The organism is Krasilnikovia sp. MM14-A1004, from assembly GCF_047159485.1.
Lineage (GTDB): Bacteria > Actinomycetota > Actinomycetes > Mycobacteriales > Micromonosporaceae > Actinoplanes.
This window is the reverse complement of the sequence record NZ_AP038773.1, coordinates 5,142,420-5,161,573: the sequence shown is the minus strand read 5'-3', so window position 1 is coordinate 5,161,573 and position 19,154 is coordinate 5,142,420. Positions and strand designations below refer to the sequence as shown.

General features: G+C 72.9%; 18 protein-coding genes. 13 read left to right on the top strand and 5 right to left on the bottom strand.

What is annotated here, in order from left to right; translation table 11 throughout:
• Positions 1–53: 53 nt before the first annotated feature.
• Together ACMCNN_RS21965 and ACMCNN_RS21960 are read left to right on the top strand one after the other, a co-directional pair.
• Positions 54–665 (top strand): winged helix-turn-helix domain-containing protein, encoded by a 612-nt coding sequence (locus ACMCNN_RS21965; protein WP_412742400.1) that lies wholly within the window; start codon positions 54–56, stop codon positions 663–665.
• Positions 658–1,929, top strand: coding sequence for an MFS transporter (locus tag ACMCNN_RS21960; RefSeq protein ID WP_412742399.1), 1,272 nt, complete (start codon positions 658–660; stop codon positions 1,927–1,929). Before ACMCNN_RS21965 ends, ACMCNN_RS21960 begins: the two co-directional genes overlap by 8 nt.
• A 16-nt stretch (positions 1,930–1,945) precedes the next feature.
• Here ACMCNN_RS21960 and ACMCNN_RS21955 read toward each other — a convergent pair whose 3' ends face one another.
• Positions 1,946–2,716: a TIGR03089 family protein gene (locus ACMCNN_RS21955; RefSeq protein WP_412742398.1), complete on the bottom strand. Its 771-nt coding sequence runs from the start codon at positions 2,714–2,716 to the stop codon at positions 1,946–1,948.
• Positions 2,717–3,091: 375 nt separating this feature from the next.
• Here ACMCNN_RS21955 and ACMCNN_RS21950 point away from each other — a divergent pair, with 375 nt between their 5' ends.
• The 6 genes from ACMCNN_RS21950 (at position 3,092) to ACMCNN_RS21925 (ending at position 9,160) form a co-directional block, all read left to right on the top strand.
• A complete protein-coding gene (locus ACMCNN_RS21950) occupies positions 3,092–3,922 on the top strand; it encodes an SDR family oxidoreductase (protein ID WP_412742397.1) in 831 nt (276 codons plus the stop codon).
• Positions 3,923–3,977: 55 nt separating this feature from the next.
• Positions 3,978–5,417, top strand: coding sequence for a hypothetical protein (locus ACMCNN_RS21945; protein WP_412742396.1), 1,440 nt, complete (start codon positions 3,978–3,980; stop codon positions 5,415–5,417).
• A 362-nt stretch (positions 5,418–5,779) separates the two neighbouring features.
• A complete protein-coding gene (locus ACMCNN_RS21940) occupies positions 5,780–6,841 on the top strand; it encodes a type I glyceraldehyde-3-phosphate dehydrogenase (RefSeq protein ID WP_412742395.1) in 1,062 nt (353 codons plus the stop codon).
• 29 nt (positions 6,842–6,870) lie between these two features.
• Positions 6,871–7,782, top strand: coding sequence for a serine/threonine dehydratase (locus ACMCNN_RS21935; protein WP_412742394.1), 912 nt, complete (start codon positions 6,871–6,873; stop codon positions 7,780–7,782).
• A 107-nt stretch (positions 7,783–7,889) separates the two neighbouring features.
• The gene (locus ACMCNN_RS21930) at positions 7,890–8,501 is read left to right on the top strand and encodes a GTP cyclohydrolase II (RefSeq protein WP_412742393.1); all 612 of its coding nucleotides are present in this window, start codon (positions 7,890–7,892) and stop codon (positions 8,499–8,501) included.
• A 47-nt stretch (positions 8,502–8,548) separates the two neighbouring features.
• Positions 8,549–9,160 (top strand): D-alanyl-D-alanine carboxypeptidase family protein, encoded by a 612-nt coding sequence (locus ACMCNN_RS21925; protein WP_412742392.1) that lies wholly within the window; start codon positions 8,549–8,551, stop codon positions 9,158–9,160.
• A gap of 9 nt (positions 9,161–9,169) precedes the next feature.
• On the opposite strand, the gene ACMCNN_RS21920 is transcribed toward ACMCNN_RS21925, so the two are convergent.
• A complete protein-coding gene (locus ACMCNN_RS21920; protein WP_412742391.1) occupies positions 9,170–9,970 on the bottom strand; it encodes a class I SAM-dependent methyltransferase in 801 nt (266 codons plus the stop codon).
• 142 nt (positions 9,971–10,112) lie between these two features.
• Here ACMCNN_RS21920 and ACMCNN_RS21915 point away from each other — a divergent pair, with 142 nt between their 5' ends.
• From ACMCNN_RS21915 to ACMCNN_RS21900, 4 genes are all read left to right on the top strand, one after another.
• Positions 10,113–11,138 (top strand): aspartate-semialdehyde dehydrogenase, encoded by a 1,026-nt coding sequence (locus ACMCNN_RS21915; RefSeq protein ID WP_412742390.1) that lies wholly within the window; start codon positions 10,113–10,115, stop codon positions 11,136–11,138.
• A gap of 93 nt (positions 11,139–11,231) precedes the next feature.
• Positions 11,232–11,504, top strand: a complete 273-nt coding sequence (locus tag ACMCNN_RS21910) for a hypothetical protein (RefSeq protein ID WP_412742389.1) — start codon at positions 11,232–11,234, stop codon at positions 11,502–11,504.
• Between the two features lie 90 nt (positions 11,505–11,594).
• Positions 11,595–12,731, top strand: a complete 1,137-nt coding sequence (locus ACMCNN_RS21905; RefSeq protein WP_412742388.1) for a histone H1-like repetitive region-containing protein — start codon at positions 11,595–11,597, stop codon at positions 12,729–12,731.
• A gap of 107 nt (positions 12,732–12,838) precedes the next feature.
• Entirely contained in the window at positions 12,839–14,272 is a 1,434-nt protein-coding gene (locus tag ACMCNN_RS21900) for an RNB domain-containing ribonuclease (RefSeq protein WP_412742387.1), read from the top strand.
• A gap of 65 nt (positions 14,273–14,337) precedes the next feature.
• Here ACMCNN_RS21900 and ACMCNN_RS21895 read toward each other — a convergent pair whose 3' ends face one another.
• The 3 genes from ACMCNN_RS21895 to ACMCNN_RS21885 form a co-directional block, all read right to left on the bottom strand.
• Positions 14,338–14,787 carry a VOC family protein gene (locus ACMCNN_RS21895; protein WP_412742386.1) on the bottom strand — a complete coding sequence of 150 codons (450 nt, stop codon included), beginning with the start codon at positions 14,785–14,787 and terminating at the stop codon, positions 14,338–14,340.
• A 59-nt stretch (positions 14,788–14,846) separates the two neighbouring features.
• Positions 14,847–15,689: a 3-methyl-2-oxobutanoate hydroxymethyltransferase gene (gene panB / locus ACMCNN_RS21890; RefSeq protein ID WP_412742385.1), complete on the bottom strand. Its 843-nt coding sequence runs from the start codon at positions 15,687–15,689 to the stop codon at positions 14,847–14,849.
• A gap of 100 nt (positions 15,690–15,789) precedes the next feature.
• Entirely contained in the window at positions 15,790–17,601 is a 1,812-nt protein-coding gene (locus tag ACMCNN_RS21885) for an NAD+ synthase (protein ID WP_412742384.1), read from the bottom strand.
• 189 nt (positions 17,602–17,790) lie between these two features.
• Between ACMCNN_RS21885 and glnA the strand changes: the two genes are divergently transcribed.
• Positions 17,791–19,140 carry a type I glutamate--ammonia ligase gene (gene glnA, locus ACMCNN_RS21880; protein ID WP_412742383.1) on the top strand — a complete coding sequence of 450 codons (1,350 nt, stop codon included), beginning with the start codon at positions 17,791–17,793 and terminating at the stop codon, positions 19,138–19,140.
• Positions 19,141–19,154: the final 14 nt, after the last annotated feature.

The following is a 19,154-nucleotide window of genomic DNA, read 5'->3' as shown; positions in this document are numbered from 1 at the left end:
ACGGCCGGGGTGAGGGGTTGCTAAAGACATCTTTCTAAAGCATTCTCTAGGGTATGCAGGACGCGACACCCGAACACTCCATCAAGATCACCGATCCACGTACGCTGCGGGCGTACGCGCACCCGCTGCGCATGCGCCTGATCGGGCTGCTGCGCAGCGAGGGCCCGATGACCGCCACCCGGGCGGCCGCGCGGCTCGACGACAATGTGCCGAACTGCTCGTTCCACCTGCGCCAGCTCGCCAAGTACGGCCTGGCCGAACGCGCGCCGGGAGCGGACAGCCGGGAGCGGCCGTGGCGGGCCACCGCGCAGTCCACGGCCTGGGACGACGACACAGACGACCCGGCCATGCGCGCGGCGGCCGACGAGCTCAACGGCGTGCTGCTGGGCCTGTTCATGCAGAGCGCCCGGGACTACCTCGCCGTCCGTGGCGACGAGCCCGCCGAGTGGCGGGCCGCGGCGGGCTTCAGCGACGCGCTGCTGCACGTCACCGCGGCGGAACTGCGCGAGCTGACGGAGCAGATCGAGGCGCTGTTCTCCCGGTACGACCAGCGGCTCACCGACCCGGCGCAACGTCCGCCCGCGTCCCGACCCATCCATCTCATCCAGTTGGCGATTCCGCGCGGGCCGGTACCGGGGGACGACGAGGAGACCGGCCGTGACTGAGGCGGCCACGCTCCCGCGACCGGCGCCGACCCGCCGCCGGCGCATCCCCGACCTGCTGCACCGGACCGCGTTCCGGCGCTACTGGGCGGCGCAGACCGTCTCCCTGCTCGGCGATCAGGTCAGCGTGCTGGCCATGCCCCTGCTGGCGGCTCTCTCGATCGGCGCCGGGCCGGTCGAGATGGGCTACCTGACCGCCGCCGCGCTGCTGCCGAACCTGTTCTTCTCCCTGCCGGCGGGCGCCTGGGTGGACCGGTACCCGCGCAAACGACGACTCATGGTCGCCGCCGACCTGGGGCGGGCGGCGCTGTTGCTGGCCGTACCAATGCTGTGGTGGGTGAACGCCCTGAGCCTGCCGCTGCTGTACGCGGTCGCCTTCCTGGCCGGCACCCTCTCCGTCGTCTTCGAGGTGGCCGCCAGCAGCCTGTTCGCCTCGCTGGTGCCCCGTTCGGACTACGTGCGGGCCAACAGTCTGCTCAACGGCAGCCGGGCCCTGTCGTACCTGGTCGGGCCGAGCGTCGGCGGCGTGCTGGTGCAGGTGTTCACCGCCCCGTTCGCGCTGGTCGCCGACGTGCTCAGCTACCTGGCGTCGGCCGCGCTGCTGTCCCGCACCGACATCACCGAGGGACCCGTGGACCACACTCCGGGCCCGCGCCTGGCCGCCGGCGTCCGGTACGTGGCAGGTTCGCCGATCCTGCGGGCCATCCTGCTCGGCACCACCACGCTCAACCTGTTCAACTACATCTTCGCCGCGCTGTTCATCCTGTACGTGACGAAGGACCTGCACGTCGCCCCGGGCACGCTCGGCCTGGTCATCGGCGCCGGCGCGGCCGGTGGACTCCTCGGTGCCGCGCTCGCCGGTCCGATCAGCCGCCGCATCGGCATCGGCCCCGCACTGATCCTCGGACTCGTCGCGTTCCCGGCGCCGCTGATCCTCGTACCGTTGGCCGGCGGCCCACCGCCAGTGGTGCTCGCCCTGCTGTTCGCGGCCGAGTTCGTCTCGGCCCTGGGCGTCATGTTGCTCGACATCACGTCCGGCTCGGTGCAGACCGCGGCGACACCGCAGGCGATGCTGGCCGTGGTCGCCGGGTTCAACCGCACCGTCAACTACGGCATCCGGCCCCTCGGCGCGGTGCTCGGTGGCGCCCTGGGCGCGACGATCGGGATCCGCCCCGCGTTGTGGATCGCCACGGTCGGCGCGCTGCTCGGCACGCTCTGGGTGCTGTTCTCCCCGCTGCGCACCATGCGTCAACTCCCCGAGCACTGACACTCGAAGGCCCCCGTCACAGCACGCGGTTGGCGCCCTCCGCGGCGATCCGGGCGTCCAGGGCGGTGCGATCCATGTTGGCGCAGATGACGATCGACGCGCCGGCGGTCAGCGGGGCTAGCAGCCAGGCGACCGGCTGCTCGTGCGCGCCCGCGTCCACCAGCAGCCGGTCGCCGGGCCGCAGGTCCAGCGACGCGGCGATGCCCTGGGCCACGGTCTCCCACTGGCGGAAGGTCGTGCCGTCGGGGCTGGCGGCGTCCGTGCCCAGGATCGACCCGTACGCGGGCGGGGTGTCCGAGTAGCGGGCGACCTCGGTGAGGTAGTCCCGGTAGCCCGCCGGGACCGTGGTCGCCGGGGCGCTGCGCGAATCCAGGCCGAGCACGAACCGGTGCCGCGCCTCGGGCACCACCTCCAGCCAGTTGCCCAGGCGCTGGCGGGACACGAACACGGCCTCCAGCGGCTCGTCGGCGTCGGTGTCGGCCGGGGACAACCCGGCGGTCGCCCACGGGCGGAACGACACGGCGATCCCCACCGACCAGGCGCCCAGCAGCACGGCGGCGGTCTGCCAGTGCGGCGGCAACAACACCGCGGCGCGGTCGCCGACGCCGAGGCCGCACCCGTCGTACAGCAGCCCGGCGGTCCGCGCGGCCCAGACGCCCAGGGCGTCGGCGGTCAGCTCGATGCGTTCACCCGTCGCGTCGTCGCAGTACGTGAGCAGCGCGCGGTCACTGCGGGCCGGTGCCGTGCCGCCGTGCAGGGCGGTCCCGGCGGAGACGTTGGGCTGCATCGGCTGCTCCCAGCGCAGACGGGGTCGATGGTGCGAACGTACCGCCTGGTCGCCGCCGTGCGACACCGGATCACGGCAGGGGCACCCGTCCGGCCCGACTTCATCCGGTGGGGGTGATCTCCTCACCGGCCGGGCGGGGGACCGTGGACGCGGCCGGACGCCACGGCCCCGGGCCGCCCGTGATCCACCGGCCCGGACCGGTGCCCACCGTGATCAGGAGGCTTTCATGAACGGCTGGCTGATGTGGGGCCTCTTCCTGCCCATCCTGCTCGTCATCGCCGGAATCATCACGCTGCGCCGCAACAAGGGCCGCTGACCCGGGTCCCGTGCGCGGGCCCGGCCCGGGGTGGACCACGCACGTTACGGTCCGTACCCATGACTCGTCGCATCCTCGTCGTCGGGGCCACCGGCCACCTCGGGCGCCGCACGGCGGCCCGCGCCGCCGATGCCGGTTGGACCGTCGTCGGCACGTACTTCACCGCTGCGGGCGCGGCGGCCGCCGAGCGCCTCGATGTGCGCGATCCGGTCGCGGTCCGCGAGCTGCTGCATCGGGTACGCCCGGACGTCGTGGTGCACGCCGCGGCGGGCCGCGACGACTGGCGGGTCATCGCCGACGGCGCCGCGCACGTGGCGCTGGCGGCCGTCGCCGTGGGCGCCCGGCTGGTGCACCTGTCCAGCGACGCGCTGTTCTCCGGCCGGGAGGTGCACTACGACGAGTCGGCGCTGCCGGACCCGGTGTACCGCTACGGTGCGGCGAAGGCCGCGGCCGAGACGGCGGTCCGCGCGATCGATCCCGGCGCCGCCGTGGTCCGGACCTCGCTGATCCTCGGCGACGGCACCGGTATGCACGAGGTCCTGACCCACGATCTGATCGCCGGGCGCGTCGAGGGGATGCTGTTCACGGATCAGATCCGCCGGCCCGTGCACACCGACGACCTCGCCGACGCCGTGCTCGAACTGGCCGACAACGGGTACCGGGGCGTGCTCAACGTGGCAGGTGCGGACGCGATCAGCCGCTACGACCTCGGCGTGCTGGTCGCCCGGCGCGACGGTCTCGACCCCGCGCTCATCCCGGCGGGCACGATCGCCGACCGGGGGCTGCCGATGCCCACCGACGTACGGCTGCGTACCGAGCGGGCGGCCGCGCTGTTGCGTACCCGCCTGCGCGGTGCCCGGGAGTTCCTGGCAGTGCCGCTGGTGCGGTGAGGCGGCGCCGGGCGATGTCGTGGCGGGTGCGTGCGGCGGCTGGCAGAGTGGCCGTGTGGATCTCGACTCCGGCGCCGGGCTGCTGCACCGGCTGACGTCCTACACCCCCGACCGCGAGTGGGACGTGCCCGTGGACGACCCGCGGGTGCGTCACGACTTCACCCCGAACGATCTCGAGAGGATGCCGCCGCCGGTCAAGAGCTATCCGGACGGCCTGCCCCTGCTGGACCTGCCGCGCGAGCTGCCCGATCCCGGGGTCGCGGCGACCGCGGTGCTGGCCGGGCACCCGTGCCCGGCGCAGCCCCTGGACGCGGCCCAGCTGGGCCGGATCCTGTTCCTCGGCGCGGGCGTCGTGCGCACGGCCGAGCGCCGCGGCCGCCAATACCTGTTCCGCGCCGCGGGCTCCGCTGGCGGTCGCTTCCCGCTGGAGGTGTACGCGTCGACCCGCGGCGTCGCCGGGGTGCCCGACGGGGTGCACTGGTACGACCCGGTACGGCACGCGCTCCGGACGGTCGGGCCGCCCGCGTCCGGCGAGGCGACCACGCTCGTGGTGACCGGGGTGCCGTGGCGTACCGGCTGGCGCTACGCCGAGCGCGGCTTCCGGCACCTGTACTGGGACGCCGGGACCCTGCTGGCGCAGCTGCTGGCGGCGGCGGCCGGTGCGGGACTGGCGCCGCGGCTGCGTACCCGCTTCCCGGACGCGGCCGTGCGCGCGCTGGTCGGCGCGGACGGGGTGCACGAGTACCCGCTGGCCCTGCTGTCGCTGGGTGACGCGGCACCGGCGATCGGCGCGGGCGGCCCGGCGGCGGCCGGTGAGCTGCCCGCCGAGGAGTTCCCGCTGTGCACCGCGGCGCAGCGGGCGGGGGAGTGCGACGAACTCGGCCCGCCGTGGCCGGACGGGGCGCCGCTGGCCGACGCCGCGCCGTCCGCCTCGCTCGACGCGGTCACGCTGCAGCGCGGCTCCCAGCGCCGGATGGACCGTTCCCGTACGGTGCCCCGGCCGGTCCTGGAATGGTCGATGGCGGCGGCCCTGCGCGGCATAACCGTGCCGCACTGGGTGGCGGTGCACGGCGTGGACGGGGTGGCTCCGGGCCTGTACCGCTGGCCGGAGCTGGACACGCCGCTGAAGACCGGCGACCTGCGGTCCGAGATGGAGTGGCTGTGCGTGGGTCAGACGCTGGGCGCCGAGGCGGCGTACGTGGCGATGTCGGCCGTGCCCGCCGCGGCGCTGGACGACCACGGCTACCGGGAGGCGCAGCTGGCGGCCGGGGTGGCCGAGGGACGGTTGCATCTCGCGGCGTACGCGCTGGGGGCGAGCGCGACCGGCATGACCTTCATCGACTCGGCGGTGCCGGGGCTGCTGGGCGAGCCGGACGACCTGGTGTCGCTGCTGTTCACCTGCGTGGGGGTGCCCGAGTACGCGGGGCGGGCGGGTGGCGGCCCGGGCGCACCGGTCGAGGTGCGCCTGATCAACTCCCGGCTGGCCGAGGATTGAACCCCCGCAACGGCGCGGTGACCGATAACCGGCTCCATGGTTCGATCACCGGCCGTCCATAGAGGATCATATGTACGACCCGGCGTGGCGATCGCCGCGGGGCTCAGGGATGATCTCTGCGGTGTCGCATCGCCAGATGCGGTGTGACACCGGGGCGCGACCACTGTCCACGTTGCATCGTTCGACGTCTGACCTGCAGGTTCATGTCCACACGCGAGACCCCGGAGGGGGAGCCGGGGCGAGTGCGTTGACGTGCAACTTGCGTACTCATAGTGTCTGACGAGTGACGTCCTGTTGAACCTGGTAGTGATACCGATACGGTCGCGCCATGAGGGGCACCCTGCGGCCGTGAGGAGTCTTTGGTGACTGTCGCGATTGGCATCAACGGGTTCGGGCGGATAGGCCGCAGCCTCATGCGGATCGTCGGTGCGGGCCCGGAGACGGGCCTGACCGTGGCGGCGATCAACGACGTCGCCCCGGTCGAGCGGCTGGCGTACGCCCTGCGACGCGACAGCCTGCGCGGCGGCTTCCCCGGCACGGTCGCCGCCCGGCCGGACTACCTGGTCGTCAACGGGCGGCCCATCCGCGCCTTCAACGAGAGCAGCCCACGCCAGATCCCCTGGTCGGCGGTGGGCGCGGACGTCGTCATCGAGGCCACGGGCCAGTTCCGCAGCGGCGACCTGGCCCGGATGCACATCACCCACGGCGGCGCCCGCAAGGTCGTGGTCAGCGCGTCCGCCACCGACCCTGACGCGTTCCTGGTCTACGGCGCCAACCACCACACGTACGACCCGGCGCGGCACGACGTCGTCTCGCCCGCCTCGTGCGGCGTCAACGCGCTGACCGTCATGGCGAAGGTGCTGCTCGACCGGTTCGGCCTGCGGCAGGTCAGCACGTCGGTGATCCTGTCGGCGCAGGGCTGGCAGCGGGTGCACGACGCCACGTCCGGCACCTCCCGGGACGACCCCCGGCTGGGCCGGGCCACCAACGAGAGCATCGTCCCGCACGACCACGTGGTCGGCGACCTCGTCCGGGTGGTGCTGCCCCGGCTCGGCGAGATCCGGTACAGCACGTACTGCGTGCCCACCCCGATCGGGTCGCTGGCCGAGCTGTCCGGGCAGGCGGAACGCCCGCTCACCGTCGAGGAGATCAACAGCGCGATGGCCGAGGCCGCGGCGGGGTCGCTGCTGGGAGTGCTGGCGTACGACCCGGACCCGACCGTCTCGATCGACGTCAAGGGCAACCCGGCGTCGTGCCTGTTCGACCCGTCCGGCACGCAGGCCACGGCGGACGGCGGGCTCAAGGTCCGGGGCTGGTTCGACAACGAGTGGGGCTTCTCACACCGGCTGCTGGACCTGGCCAGGCTGGTCGGGGGCGAGCATCCGGCCCTGCCGCTGGCCCGGCACGCCTGGAGCGTCGTGTAGAACCGGGCCGGTCGTGTAGAACTGGGCCGGTGACGACCAGCGAGGATGTCCGCGCGTCGGCCGAGCGGATCGCGGGGCGGGTGCGCCGTACCCCGATCCTGCGGGACGGGTCCGCGCTGTTCAAGCTCGAATACCTGCAGCACACCGGGTCGTTCAAGGCCCGCGGGATGCTCAACCGGATCCTCGCCGCCGCGCAGCGCGGCGAGCTGCCGACCGCCGGGATCGTCGCGGCCTCCGGCGGCAACGCGGGCCTGGCCGCCGCGTACGCGGCCCGCGAGGCGGGTGTGCCCGCCGAGGTGTACGTGCCGGTGACCGCGCCGCCGGTCAAGGTCGCCAAGCTGGGCAAGCTGGGCGCCCGGGTGGTGCAGATCGGCGACGAGTACGCGGAGGCGTACGCCGCCGCGATCGTGCAGGCCGAGGCCACCGGGGCACTGTTCTGTCACGCCTACGACGATCCCGACATGGTCGCGGGCAACGGCTCGGCCGGGCTGGAGCTGCTGGACGAGGGCGGCTTCGACACCGTCCTGGTGGCGGTGGGCGGCGGTGGCCTGGCCGCCGGGGTGGCGGCCGCGCTGCACGGCCACGCCCGGGTGGTGGCCGTCGAGCCGCGCACCTGCGCGTCGCTGGCCGCGGCCCTGGCCGCGGGGGAGCCGGTCGACGTGCCGGTCTCCGGGGTGGCGGCCGACTCGCTGGGTGCCCGCCGGATCGGGACCCTTCCCTTCGAGGTGGCGGTCCGCACCCGGATGGCCTCGGTGCTGGTCGACGACCAGGCGATCGTCGACGCGCGCCGCCGGCTGTGGGAGGACTACCGGATCGTCGTGGAGCACGGCGCCGCCACGGCGCAGGCCGCGCTGACCAGCGGGGCGTACGTGCCCGCCGCCGGGGAGCGCGTGGTGGTGCTCTTGTGCGGGGCCAACACCAACCCCGCTGACCTGGCCTAAGTCGGGTGGCAGCGGGGTCGATGTGACGTTCGGCTCGTGGCTTCCCCTGTCGCGGGGGCGTATGGTCGAGGCGCACTTGAAGCGTCAAGTGCAGGAGAGAGGCCGTCATGTCTGAGGTTCGGACCCGGGTCACGGTGCCGCTGAAGTTCGCCGACGGGTACACGACGACCGCCGAGGTGGTCACGTTCACCGGCCTGGCCGACGGCCGCGAGCACCTGGCTCTCGCGCTCGGCGACGTCGCGAACGCCGACGTGCCGCTCGTGCGACCCCACTCCGAGTGCCTCACCGGCGACGTCCTGGGCTCCCAGCGCTGCGACTGCGGCCCGCAGCTGCGCGAGGCCGTCGAGCGCATCGCCTCGGTCGGCGGCTACCTGCTCTACCTGCGCCAGGAGGGCCGCGGCATCGGCCTGTACGCCAAGCTCGACGCGTACGCCCTGCAGGACGACGGCATGGACACCTACGAGGCGAACCGGGCGCTGGGGCGCGACGACGACGAGCGCGACTACACCGCCGCCGCCCAGATGCTCACCGCCCTGGGCGTCGGCCCGGTCGACCTGCTGACCAACAACCCCGACAAGCCGGCCCAGCTGCGCGCGCTCGGTGTCGACGTCCGTGACGTGGTGCCCACCGGGGTGCACGCCTCCGCCGCCAACGTGCGGTACCTGGCGGCCAAGGTGGCGCACACCGCGCACACCATCGCCCTGCCGCTGGCGGTCTGACCGGGGATTCCCACTCAGATTTTCCGGCGCTGGCCGAACGTGCTGGCGTGGGAATCGACGCAGTGAACTCGCGCATCGCCGACATCCAGAGCCGGATCATCGCGCTGCAGACCGCGCCGGCCGCCGCAGCCGGCACCAAGGCCACCACCCAGGGCACCTCGGCCACGGGCGGCACCGCCTTCGCCAGCTACCTCGCGGACGCGGTCTCGACCCAGCAGTCGTCCACGTCCTCCGCCAAGTCGTACTCGCTCAACGCCAAGGGCATCCCGACGGACCTCGCCGCGTACGGCAACGGCAAGATCCCGGCGAGCGCCCTCGGGCAGGTGGGCGACACCCGGCACCGGCTGTGGGCGCCCGCCGCCGAGTCGCTGACCAAGCTGATCGCCGACGCCCAGAAGGACGGCGTGAAGATCGGCATCACTGACTCCTACCGGTCCTACGACGAGCAGGTGGACCTGGTCCGCCGCAAGGGCCTGTACTCGCAGGGCGGGCTGGCCGCCAAGCCGGGCACCAGCGAGCACGGCTGGGGCATGGCCGCCGACCTGGACCTCAACGCCAAGGCCCTGGCCTGGATGCGGACCCACGCCGCCCAGTACGGCTTCGACGAGAACGTGCCCCGCGAGACGTGGCACTGGGCGTACAAGCCGAACGGGGTCTGACCGGTTCCGTCAGACACGGCAGAGCAGTTCGCCGTGGAGCAGTGACAACCACCCGTCGGGGTCGGCGGCCCAGCGCCGCCAGCCGTCCGCGATGCGGTCCAGATCCGCGGCCGTGGCCGCGCCGCCGGTCACGGCGGTGCGGGCGAAGTCCGAGTGCCGGATCCGGTCCGCCCACAGCCCGCCCCACCACGCGCGGTCCGTCTCGTCCGCGAAGCACCAGGTACTGGACGTCGCCGTGACATCGGTGAACCCGGCCGCATGCGCCCAGGACAGCAGGCGGCGGCCCGCGTCCGGCTCGCCGCCGTTGCCGCGGGCGACCCGCTCGTACAGCTCCAGCCACTCGTCCAGCTCGGGCAGCCGGGGAAACCAGGTGAACGCGGCGTAGTCGCTGTCGCGGACCGCGACCAGGCCACCGGGCCGGGTGACCCGGCGCATCTCGCGCAGTGCGGCGACCGGATCGCCCAGATGCTGCAGCACCTGGTGGGCGTGCACCACGTCGAAGGTGGCGTCCGGGAAGGCCAGGGCGTGCGCGTCCCCGACCGCGAAGTCGACAGTCGTGATGCCGCGCCCGCGCACCTCTGTGCGGGCCAGGTCCAGCGCCGCCTCGGTGACCTCCAGGGCGGTGACCCGGCCCGGAGTGACGCGCGTCGCGAGATCGGCGGTGATCGTGCCCGGTCCGCAGCCGACGTCCAGCACGGTCAGGCCGGAAGAAAGCCACGGCAACAGGTACGCGGCGGAATTCTCTGCGGTGCGCCAGCGGTGTGAGCGCAGTACCGACTCGTGATGCCCGTGGGTGTAGACGGCAGCCATACCCTCAGGAGTACTCCTGTGTCCTGCCATGCGGGAAGGAAATCCTGAAATGTGGAAGACTGGTGACTCGCCGTCGCCGTCGGCCGCTCAGCGAATGGGATACCGCGTACCGCCCGTGGATGGCAGGTCGTACTTTGTTGCCATGAGGATCGGCATCATGGGCGCTACGGGACAGGTCGGCGGAGTCATGCGCCGCATCCTCGCTGAGCGCCAGTTTCCCATCGACCAGCTCCGGCTCTTCGCCTCCGCCCGCTCCGCCGGGCGCACCCTGCCCTGGCAGGACTCCGAGGTGACCGTGGAGGACGCCGCGACGGCCGACTACCGCGGCCTCGACCTCGTCCTGTTCTCGGCCGGCAAGGGCAGCTCCAAGGAGTACGGCCCCCGCGTCGCCGAGGCCGGCGCCGTGGTCGTCGACAACTCCAGCGCCTGGCGGATGGACCCGCAGGTCCCGCTCGTGGTCGCCGAGGTCAACCCCGAGGCGGCACGGCAGCGGCCGCTCGGCATCATCGCCAACCCCAACTGCACCACGATGGCCGCGATGCCGGTGCTGCGCCCGCTGCACGACGAGGCCGGTCTCGTGGCCATGGTCGCCACCACGTACCAGGCGGTGTCCGGCGCCGGGCTGGCCGGCGTGGCCGAGCTGGACGAGCAGGTGCAGAAGGTCGCCGACCGGGCCACCGAGCTGACCCACGACGGGTCCGCGGTGGAGTTCCCGGAGCCGCGGTCGTTCGCCCGCCCCATCGCGTACAACGTGTTGCCACTGGCCGGGTCGATCGTCGACGACGGCAGCGACGAGACCGACGAGGAACAGAAGCTGCGCAACGAGAGCCGCAAGATCCTCGGCATTCCGGAGCTCAAGGTGTCCGGCACGTGCGTCCGGGTGCCGGTGTTCACCGGGCACTCGCTGCAGGTCAACGCCCGCTTCGCGCGGCCGATCAGCCCCGCGCGGGCCCGCGAGCTGCTGGCCGGGGCGCCCGGTGTGGAGTTGTCCGACGTACCGACCCCGCTGCAGGCCGCCGGCCGCGACCCGTCGTACGTGGGCCGGATCCGCGCCGACGAGACCGTCGACAACGGCCTGGCGCTGTTCATCTCCAACGACAACCTGCGCAAGGGCGCGGCGCTGAACGCCGTCCAGATCGCCGAGCTGGTCGCCGCCGAACTCGGCTGAAACCGCCCGTCTGTCCCTTTCCGACGCCCGTCCCGCCACCCGGCGGGGCGGGCGTCGCCGTCTGCCCGGAGGGCGGTGAATCGACGATCCACAATGGAAGAGCTGGGCTTTTTGCCGGAATCGGTAGCGCTTGGCCGGTTCCGGGTGCACAGTGATGGCATGAACGACAGTGGGCCGGGCGAGGGTGCCTATTTCTGGTGCCTGCGCCACGACCGGGTCGAGACGGGGGACGACAAGTGTCCTGCCCAGTACCGGCTCGGTCCGTTCCCCTCCGCTGACGACGCCACGCATGCACTCGAGACGGTCGCGAAGCGCAATGCGGCGTGGGATGCCGAGGACGCCCGCTGGACAGGGGAGCAGAGCTAGGCCGGCGCCGACGTCCTGTGTCCAAGCCGGAACCTTCGCAGTCGCCAGGCCCAGACGAGCCCGCAGTCATCGCAAGGAGGAAAGGTCCCCATGGCCGAAGTCAAGAAGGCCGCGAGAACGGCCGCCGCCCGCACGGGCGCGGGCCGCGCGTCGCCGACGGCCGCGAAGAAGGCCGCCGCGAAACGCGCACCATCAGCGGCCGCGAAGCGGACCGCGGCGAAGAAGACCACCACGGCCCGGACCACGGCGGCGAAGTCCGCCACGAGGCCCGCCGCGGCGAAGAAGAGCACCGCGAAGAAGACCACGGCGAGGCCGGCCGCGAAGCGGACCGTCGCGAAGAAGGCCGTCGCGAAGAAGGCCGTCGCGAAGAAGACGGTGGCGAAGAAGACGGTGGCGAAGAAGACGGTGGCGAAGAAGGCGCCCGCCAAGAAGGCCGTCGCGAAGAAGACGGTCGCGAAGAAGGCGCCCGCCAAGAAGGCCGTGGCGAAGAAGACGGTGGCCAAGAAGGCGCCCGCCAAGAAGGCTGTCGCGAAGCGGACCGTCGCGAAGCGGACCGTCGCGAAGAAGACGGTCGCGAAGAAGACGGTGGCGAAGAAGGCGCCCGCCAAGAAGGCGCCCGCCAAGAAGACGGTCGCGAAGAAGACGGTCGCGAAGAAGGCGCCCGCCAGGAAGACCGTCGCGAAGCGGGCCGTCGCGAAGAAGACCGTCGCGAAGAAGACGGCCGCCAAGCGGACCGTGGCGAAGAAGGCAGGCACCGCCCGGCCCACCGCCGCGAAGTCGGCCGCCGCCAAGCGGGTCGCCGCGAAGAAGGCGCCCGCCCGCGCGACCAAGGCCGTGAAGAAGACGGCGGCCAAGGCCACGGGCACGGCGCGCAAGACCGCGGCGAAGGCCGCCGGCACGGCGCGCAAGACCACCGCGAAAGCGACAGCCACCCGGACCGGGGTGAAGGCAGCCACCCGCAGCACGGCCAACGCCGCGGCGGCGAGGCTCCGTCCGGCCGGTACCGGCAAGGCAGCCAACGTGGCCAAGCGCGGCGGCACGACGAAGACGTCGGCCACCAACGCCGGCCGCGTCCGGGCACCCGCCTCGGCGGCCGCCGCCCGCAAGGCCGCGGCCGGCAACAGCCGCCGCACCGCCACCGCGGGCACCGCGCGCAAGGCGTCGGCCACACGCAACGCCGCGACCCGTACGGCGACCGCCGCCCGCAAGGCGACCGTCAGGGCCTGACCGCACGCCGCGGGCGCAGCGCTGTCCGGCTGCATCCGCGGCGGCGGTCCCGGCGCCGCACGTTCGTGGGAGGGCGCGGGTCACGTTCCTGCTGGTAGTAATGAGGCGTGCCGATCAACCGGGTGGTGCGGGCGCCCCGCATCGACTTCACCGTGCTGCGCCGCGAGCTCCAACTGCCCGGGGAGTTCCCCGCCGCCGCCCTGCAGGAGGCGACCGAGGCGGCGGCGCGCACGCCCACCGGGGTCGACCGTACGGATATCCCGCTGGTCACCCTCGACCCGCCGACCTCGCGCGACCTCGATCAGGCGCTGTGCCTGACCCGCCGCGCGGGCGGTGGTTACCGGGTGCACTACGCGATCGCGGACGTCGCCTCGTACGTGCGGCCCGGCGGCCCGCTGGAGGCCGAGACCTGGGCCCGCGGCCAGACCGTCTACCTGCCCGACGGCAAGGTGCCGCTGCATCCGCCGATCCTCAGCGAGGGCGCCGCCAGCCTGCTGCCGGACGCCGACCGGTCCGCCGTGCTGTGGACCATCGACCTCGACGCCGACGGTGACATCGCCGCGGTGGGCCTGGAGCGGGCCCGGGTGCGCAGCCGGGCGAAGCTGGACTACGCGGGAGTGCAGGCGGCCGTGGACGCGGGCCGGGCCCTGGAGCCGGTGGCGCTGCTGCCCGAGGTCGGCGCGCTGCTGGCCCGCCGGGCGGCCCAGCGCGGCGCCGTCAACCTGCCGATCCCGGAACAGGAGATCGAGCCCAGCGGGGACGACGGCTGGCGGCTGGTGCTGCGGGCCCCGCTGCCCGTCGAGGAGCACAACGCGCAGATCTCGCTGCTCACCGGCATGGCCGCGGCGTCGCTCATGCTCTCCGGCGGGGTGGGGCTGTTGCGGACGATGCCGCCCCCGCAGCCCGACGGGATCGCCCGGTTGCGCGCCGCCGCCGGGTCGCTCGGTGTCTCCTGGCCGGAGGGGACGCCGTTGGGTGATGTCGTGGCCGGGGTCGACGCGGGCAGCCCACGCGGGGCGGCGTTCGTGGACCAGGCCGCTGACCTGCTGCGCGGCGCCGCGTACACCGCATTCGACGGACAGCCGCCCGCGCAGACCGGGCACGGCGGCGTCGGCGCACCGTACGCGCATGTCACTGCGCCGCTGCGCCGCCTGGCCGACCGGTACGCGACCGAGGCCTGCCTGGCCCTGCACGAGGGCCGGCCGGTGCCGGACTGGGTGCGCGACGCGCTCCAGCGGCTGCCCGCCAGCATGTCGGCCAGTGACCGGGTGGCCTCCGCGGCCTACCGCGGTGCAATCGACCTGGCCGAGGCGGTGCTCCTGGCGGACCGGGTGGGCGCCACGTTCGACGCGGGGGTGCTGGACGTGGACGAGCCGCGTAACGGTGCCACCAACCGCCGGCCACCGGGCGGCACGATCGCGATCGACACCCCGGCGGTGCGGGCCCGCTGCACCGGCGAGCTGCCACTGGGCGAGCGCATCCGGGTACGGCTGACCACGGCCGACCCGCAGACCCGCACGGTGCTGTTCGCCCGCGAATGATCGCGCCCGGCGATCCGCTCCCGCTCGGTGACCAGCCCCGGCCCGGCAGATCACGGCAGGCCGGATCAGGGCAGACGGGGGACCCCGGCCTCGTCGAGCGGCCAGCCGGGATTGTGGGTGACCTCCCACAGGTGCCCGTCCGGGTCGGTGAAGTAGCCGAGGTAGCCGCCCCAGTCGGTGGCGCCGCCCGCCTTCACCAGCCCGGCACCCGCCTGGACGGCCGCGCGCAGTGCCTCGTCCACCGACGCGCGGCTCTCCACGTTGATCGCCAGCATCGTGCCGCGGAAGTCCGTCGCCGGGTTCGCGGGCGGGAGACGGGCGGGTAGGCCCGCGTCGGCGGCCAGGTCGTCCGTGGCGATCAGGCTGAGCAGGCCGCCCGCGGTGTGGAAGAAGCTGACCACGCCCGGAATCGAGGCCGGCGACAGCCGCCAGCCGAGCCGCGAGTAGAACGCGGTCGCGCGCGCGACGTCGCCGACGCCGAGGGTGGCGAGGCTGACCCGGGCGGGTACTGACACGTGGCACCTCCGATCACGGAGTCTGCCATCGGCCCGCCCGGGCAGCCGCGCCGCCGCGCCTAACTGAACGTGTGCTCCGAAGCCGGGAACTCGCCGCCGCGCACCTCGTCGGCGAACCGCCGGGTCGCCTCGCCGAGCACGGTCGCCAGGTCGGCGTAGCGCTTCACGAAGCGCGGCGCCTTGCCCGTACGCAGGCCGGCCATGTCCTGCCAGACCAGCACCTGCGCGTCGGTGTCCGCGCCAGCCCCGATGCCGACCGTCGGGATGCTCAGCTCCTTGGTGATCTGGGCGGCCACCTCGCCGGGCACCATCTCCAGCACCACCGCGAACGCGCCCGCCTCGGCGACCGCGCGGGCGTCCGCGACCAGCTCCTCGGCGGCACGGTCACCGCGGCCCTGCACCCGGTACCCGCCGAACACGTGCTCGCTCTGCGGGGTGAAGCCGATGTGCGCCATCACCGGGATCCCGGCACCGGTCAGGGCGGAGATCTGCGCGGACACCCGGCGGCCGCCCTCCAGCTTGACGGCGTGCGCGCCGCCCTCCTTCATGAACCGCACCGCCGTACGCAGGGCCTGGGTGGGCCCCTCCTCGTACGAGCCGAACGGCAGGTCACCCACGATCAGCGCGGTCTTCGTGGCGCGCACGACCGCGCGTACCAGAGGAAGCAGCTCGTCGGTGGTGACCGGGACGGTCGTCTCGTAGCCGAACACGTTGTTGGCCGCGGAGTCACCGACCAGCAGCACCGGGATGCCGGCGGCGTCGAAGATGCCGGCCGTGTACTGGTCGTACGAGGTGAGCATGGCCCAGCGGTCGCCGCGCTCCTTGGCGGCGATCAGGTCGCGGGTGCGGACCCGGCGGGTCGGTGGGCCGCCGTAGAGGGTGGGCACCTCGGTGTCAGACATCGTCGTCTCCTTCCCTCGAGGCCGCGCGGTGCGGTCCCCGGGTTGTGCCCTCGATCGTCGCACCGCCGGGCCGTCCCCGGTCAGGGTTGAGTGCAGGTCGTCACACGCCCTCGCGGAATCTGTTCGTGATGGGCAGCCGCCGATCCCGCCCGAACGCCTTGATCGAGATCTTGGTGCCGGGCGCGGACTGGCGGCGCTTGTACTCGGCGCCGTCGACCAGGCGCAGCACGCGATCCACCAGGGCCGGGTCGTGGCCGGCCGCGATGAGGTCGTCGCGGCCCGCGTCGTTGTCGATGTAGCCGGTGAGCACCGCGTCCAGCAGGTCGTAGTCGGGCAGCGAGTCCGCGTCGACCTGGCCGGGGCGCAGTTCGGCGCTGGGCGGCTTGGTGATCGAGTTCTCGGGGATGGGTGGCTGGTCGCCGCAGGCGGCGGCCTCCGCGTTGCGCCAGTTCGCCAGGCGCCAGACCATCGTCTTGGGCACGTCCTTGAGCGGGTTGAAACCGCCGACGGAGTCGCCGTACAGGGTCGAGTAGCCGACCGCCAGCTCGCTCTTGTTGCCCGTGGTGAGCACGAGGTGGCCCTCCTGGTTCGACAGCGCCATGAGGATGACGCCGCGGACCCGGGCCTGCAGATTCTCCACGGCCAGGCCGGACAGCGACAGGTTCGACAGGAACGCGTCGACCATCGGCTGGATCGGCTCGACCCGGTAGTCCAGCCCGGTGCGCTTGGCCAGGTCGGCCGCGTCGTCGCGGGAGTGACCGGAGGAGAACGCGCTGGGCATCGAGACGCCGAAGACCCGTTGCGGGCCGATCGCGTCGACGGCGATCGCGGCGACCACGGCCGAGTCGATGCCACCGGAGAGGCCGAGCACGACCGAGCGGAAGCCGTTCTTCTCGACGTAGTCGCGCAACCCCAGGGTCAGCGCCGACCAGATCTCCGCCTCGTCGCCGATGCGCTCGGCGACACCGCCGACCACCCGGTCGCCGGTGACCGGGCGCGGCGCGCCGGTCAGCGTGATCCGCTCGATCGCCAGGTCCTCGTCGCGGGTCTGTTCGCCGTGCAGCGACTCGCCGGAGCGGCGGGTCAGCTCGGGGCCCGCGCCCTCGACGTTGGGGGTCTCGTCGGCCGCGGGCAACTCCAGGTCGTGCACCAGCAGGTCCTCGACGAACTGCGGGGAACGGGCCAGCAGCTCGCCCGCCGCGCCGACGATGATCGAGTCGCCGTCGAAGACCAGCTCGTCCTGGCCGCCGACCATGTTCACGTACGCGACGGTGGCGCCCGCCTCGGCCGCGCGGCGCTGCACCAGCGGCAGCCGCACGTCGTCCTTGTTCAGCTCGTACGGCGAGGCGTTGATGTTGACGACCAGCCCGACTCCGGCGCGCCGCGCCGCGGCGAACGGGCCGCCCGCCTGCCACACGTCCTCGCAGACAGTGAGCGCGATGTCGACCCCGCCGAAGCGCACCACGGTCAGCGCCGAGCCGGGCTCGAAGTAGCGGTCCTCGTCGAACACCCCGTAGTTGGGCAGGTGGTGTTTGAAGTACGTGGCGGCGACGGTGCCGCCGTACAGCAGGGCGGAGGCGTCGCGGCGGCCGCTGCCGGGGACGGCGTCGGCGCTGGTCGGGGCGGGACCGTCGGCATCCACGTAGCCGACCACCACGGCGAGGTCGCCCAGGCCGTCCGCGGCCAGGTCGGCGGCGAGGGTACGCAGCGCCGCCTGCGAGGCCCGCACGAACGAGTCCCGGAACACCAGGTCCTCGATGGGGTATCCGGTCAGCATCATCTCGGGGAACGCGACCAGCTGCGCCCCGGCGTCCGCGGCCGTCCGGGACCAGCGCCGGATCGCCGCGGCGTTACCGGCGATGTCACCGACCGTCGAGTTGACCTGGGCCAGGGCGATGCGTATCGAGGGCATGCCCTCATTGTTCCCCAGCCTGGCAGCGTCACCCGGCCCGGCCTGTTCTACCGTTCGGTGATCACCGTGCGACCTCACCCGGAGCACCCGGAACGGCATGGTCAGCGTAATCTCGGCGTAACGGGACCGGGGGACACTGACCGCCGAGCGGGCGGGCCGGTCGCAGCCGCTGGCGTACGAGGGGTTGACGTGGACCGACAGCAGGAGTTCGTGCTTCGCACGCTCGAAGAACGCGACATCCGTTTTGTCCGTCTCTGGTTCACCGACGTGCTGGGCACCCTCAAGAGCGTGTCCGTCGCCCCCGCCGAGTTGGAGAGCGCCTTCGAGGAGGGCATCGGGATCGACGGGTCGGCCATCGAGGGCTTCGCCCGGGTCTACGAGTCCGACATGGTCGCCATGCCCGACCCGACCACGTTCCAGGTCTTCCCGTTCGAGGGTGGCGCCAGCGGCGAGAGCGCCCGGATGTTCTGCGACATCCTGCTGCCCGACGGCAGCCCCGCGTGGGCCGACCCGCGGCACGTGCTGCGCCGCATGCTGAGCAAGGCCGCCGAGAAGGGCTTCACCTACTACACCCACCCGGAAATAGAGTTCTTCCTCGTCCAGGACACCTCGCTGGACGGCACCGTGCCCGTACCGGTCGACGACGGCGGCTACTTCGACCACACCAACCACGTGGTGGCCCGCGACTTCCGCCGCCAGGCCGTGCTCGCGCTGGAACGCATCGGCATCTCCGTGGAGTTCAGCCACCACGAGGTCGCCCCCGGCCAGCAGGAGATCGACCTGCGCTACGCCGACGCGCTCACCACGGCCGACAACATCATGACGTTCCGGCACGTGGTCAAGGAGGTGGCGCTGACCCAGGGGGTGCGCGCCTCGTTCATGCCCAAGCCGTTCACCGACCAGCCCGGCAGCGGCATGCACACCCACCTGTCGCTGTTCGAGGGCGAGCGCAACGCGTTCTTCGACGGCGACGACCCGCAGAAGCTGTCCAAGACCGCGCGGGCGTTCATCGCCGGGCTGCTCGTGCACGCCCGCGAGTACACGGCGGTCACGAATCAGTGGGTGAACTCGTACAAGCGGCTGTTCCCGATGCAGCTGCCGGACCGGATCACCGAATCGCCCGCGTTCGTCAGCTGGGGCCACCTGAACCGCTCCGCGCTGGTGCGGGTGCCCGCGTTCGGCAAGCCGAACTCGGCGCGGGTCGAGGTCCGTTCGATCGACTCGGCCACCAACCCCTACCTGGCCTTCGCGGTCATGCTCGGCGCCGGTCTCAAGGGCATCGAGGAGGGGTACGAGCTGCCGCCGGGCGCCGAGGACGACGTCTGGTCGCTGTCGGCGGCCGAGCGCAAGGCGATGGGGTACGACTCGCTGCCGGAGAACCTGTCCGAGGCGATCGACGTGATGGAGAAGTCGGAACTCGTGCCCGAGGTGCTCGGCGAGCACGTCTTCGACTTCTTCCTGCGCAACAAGCGCACCGAGTGGGAGCAGTACCGCCGCGAGGTCACCCCGTACGAGCGGCAGCGCTACCTCGCGCTGTGACACGCGAAATTCGG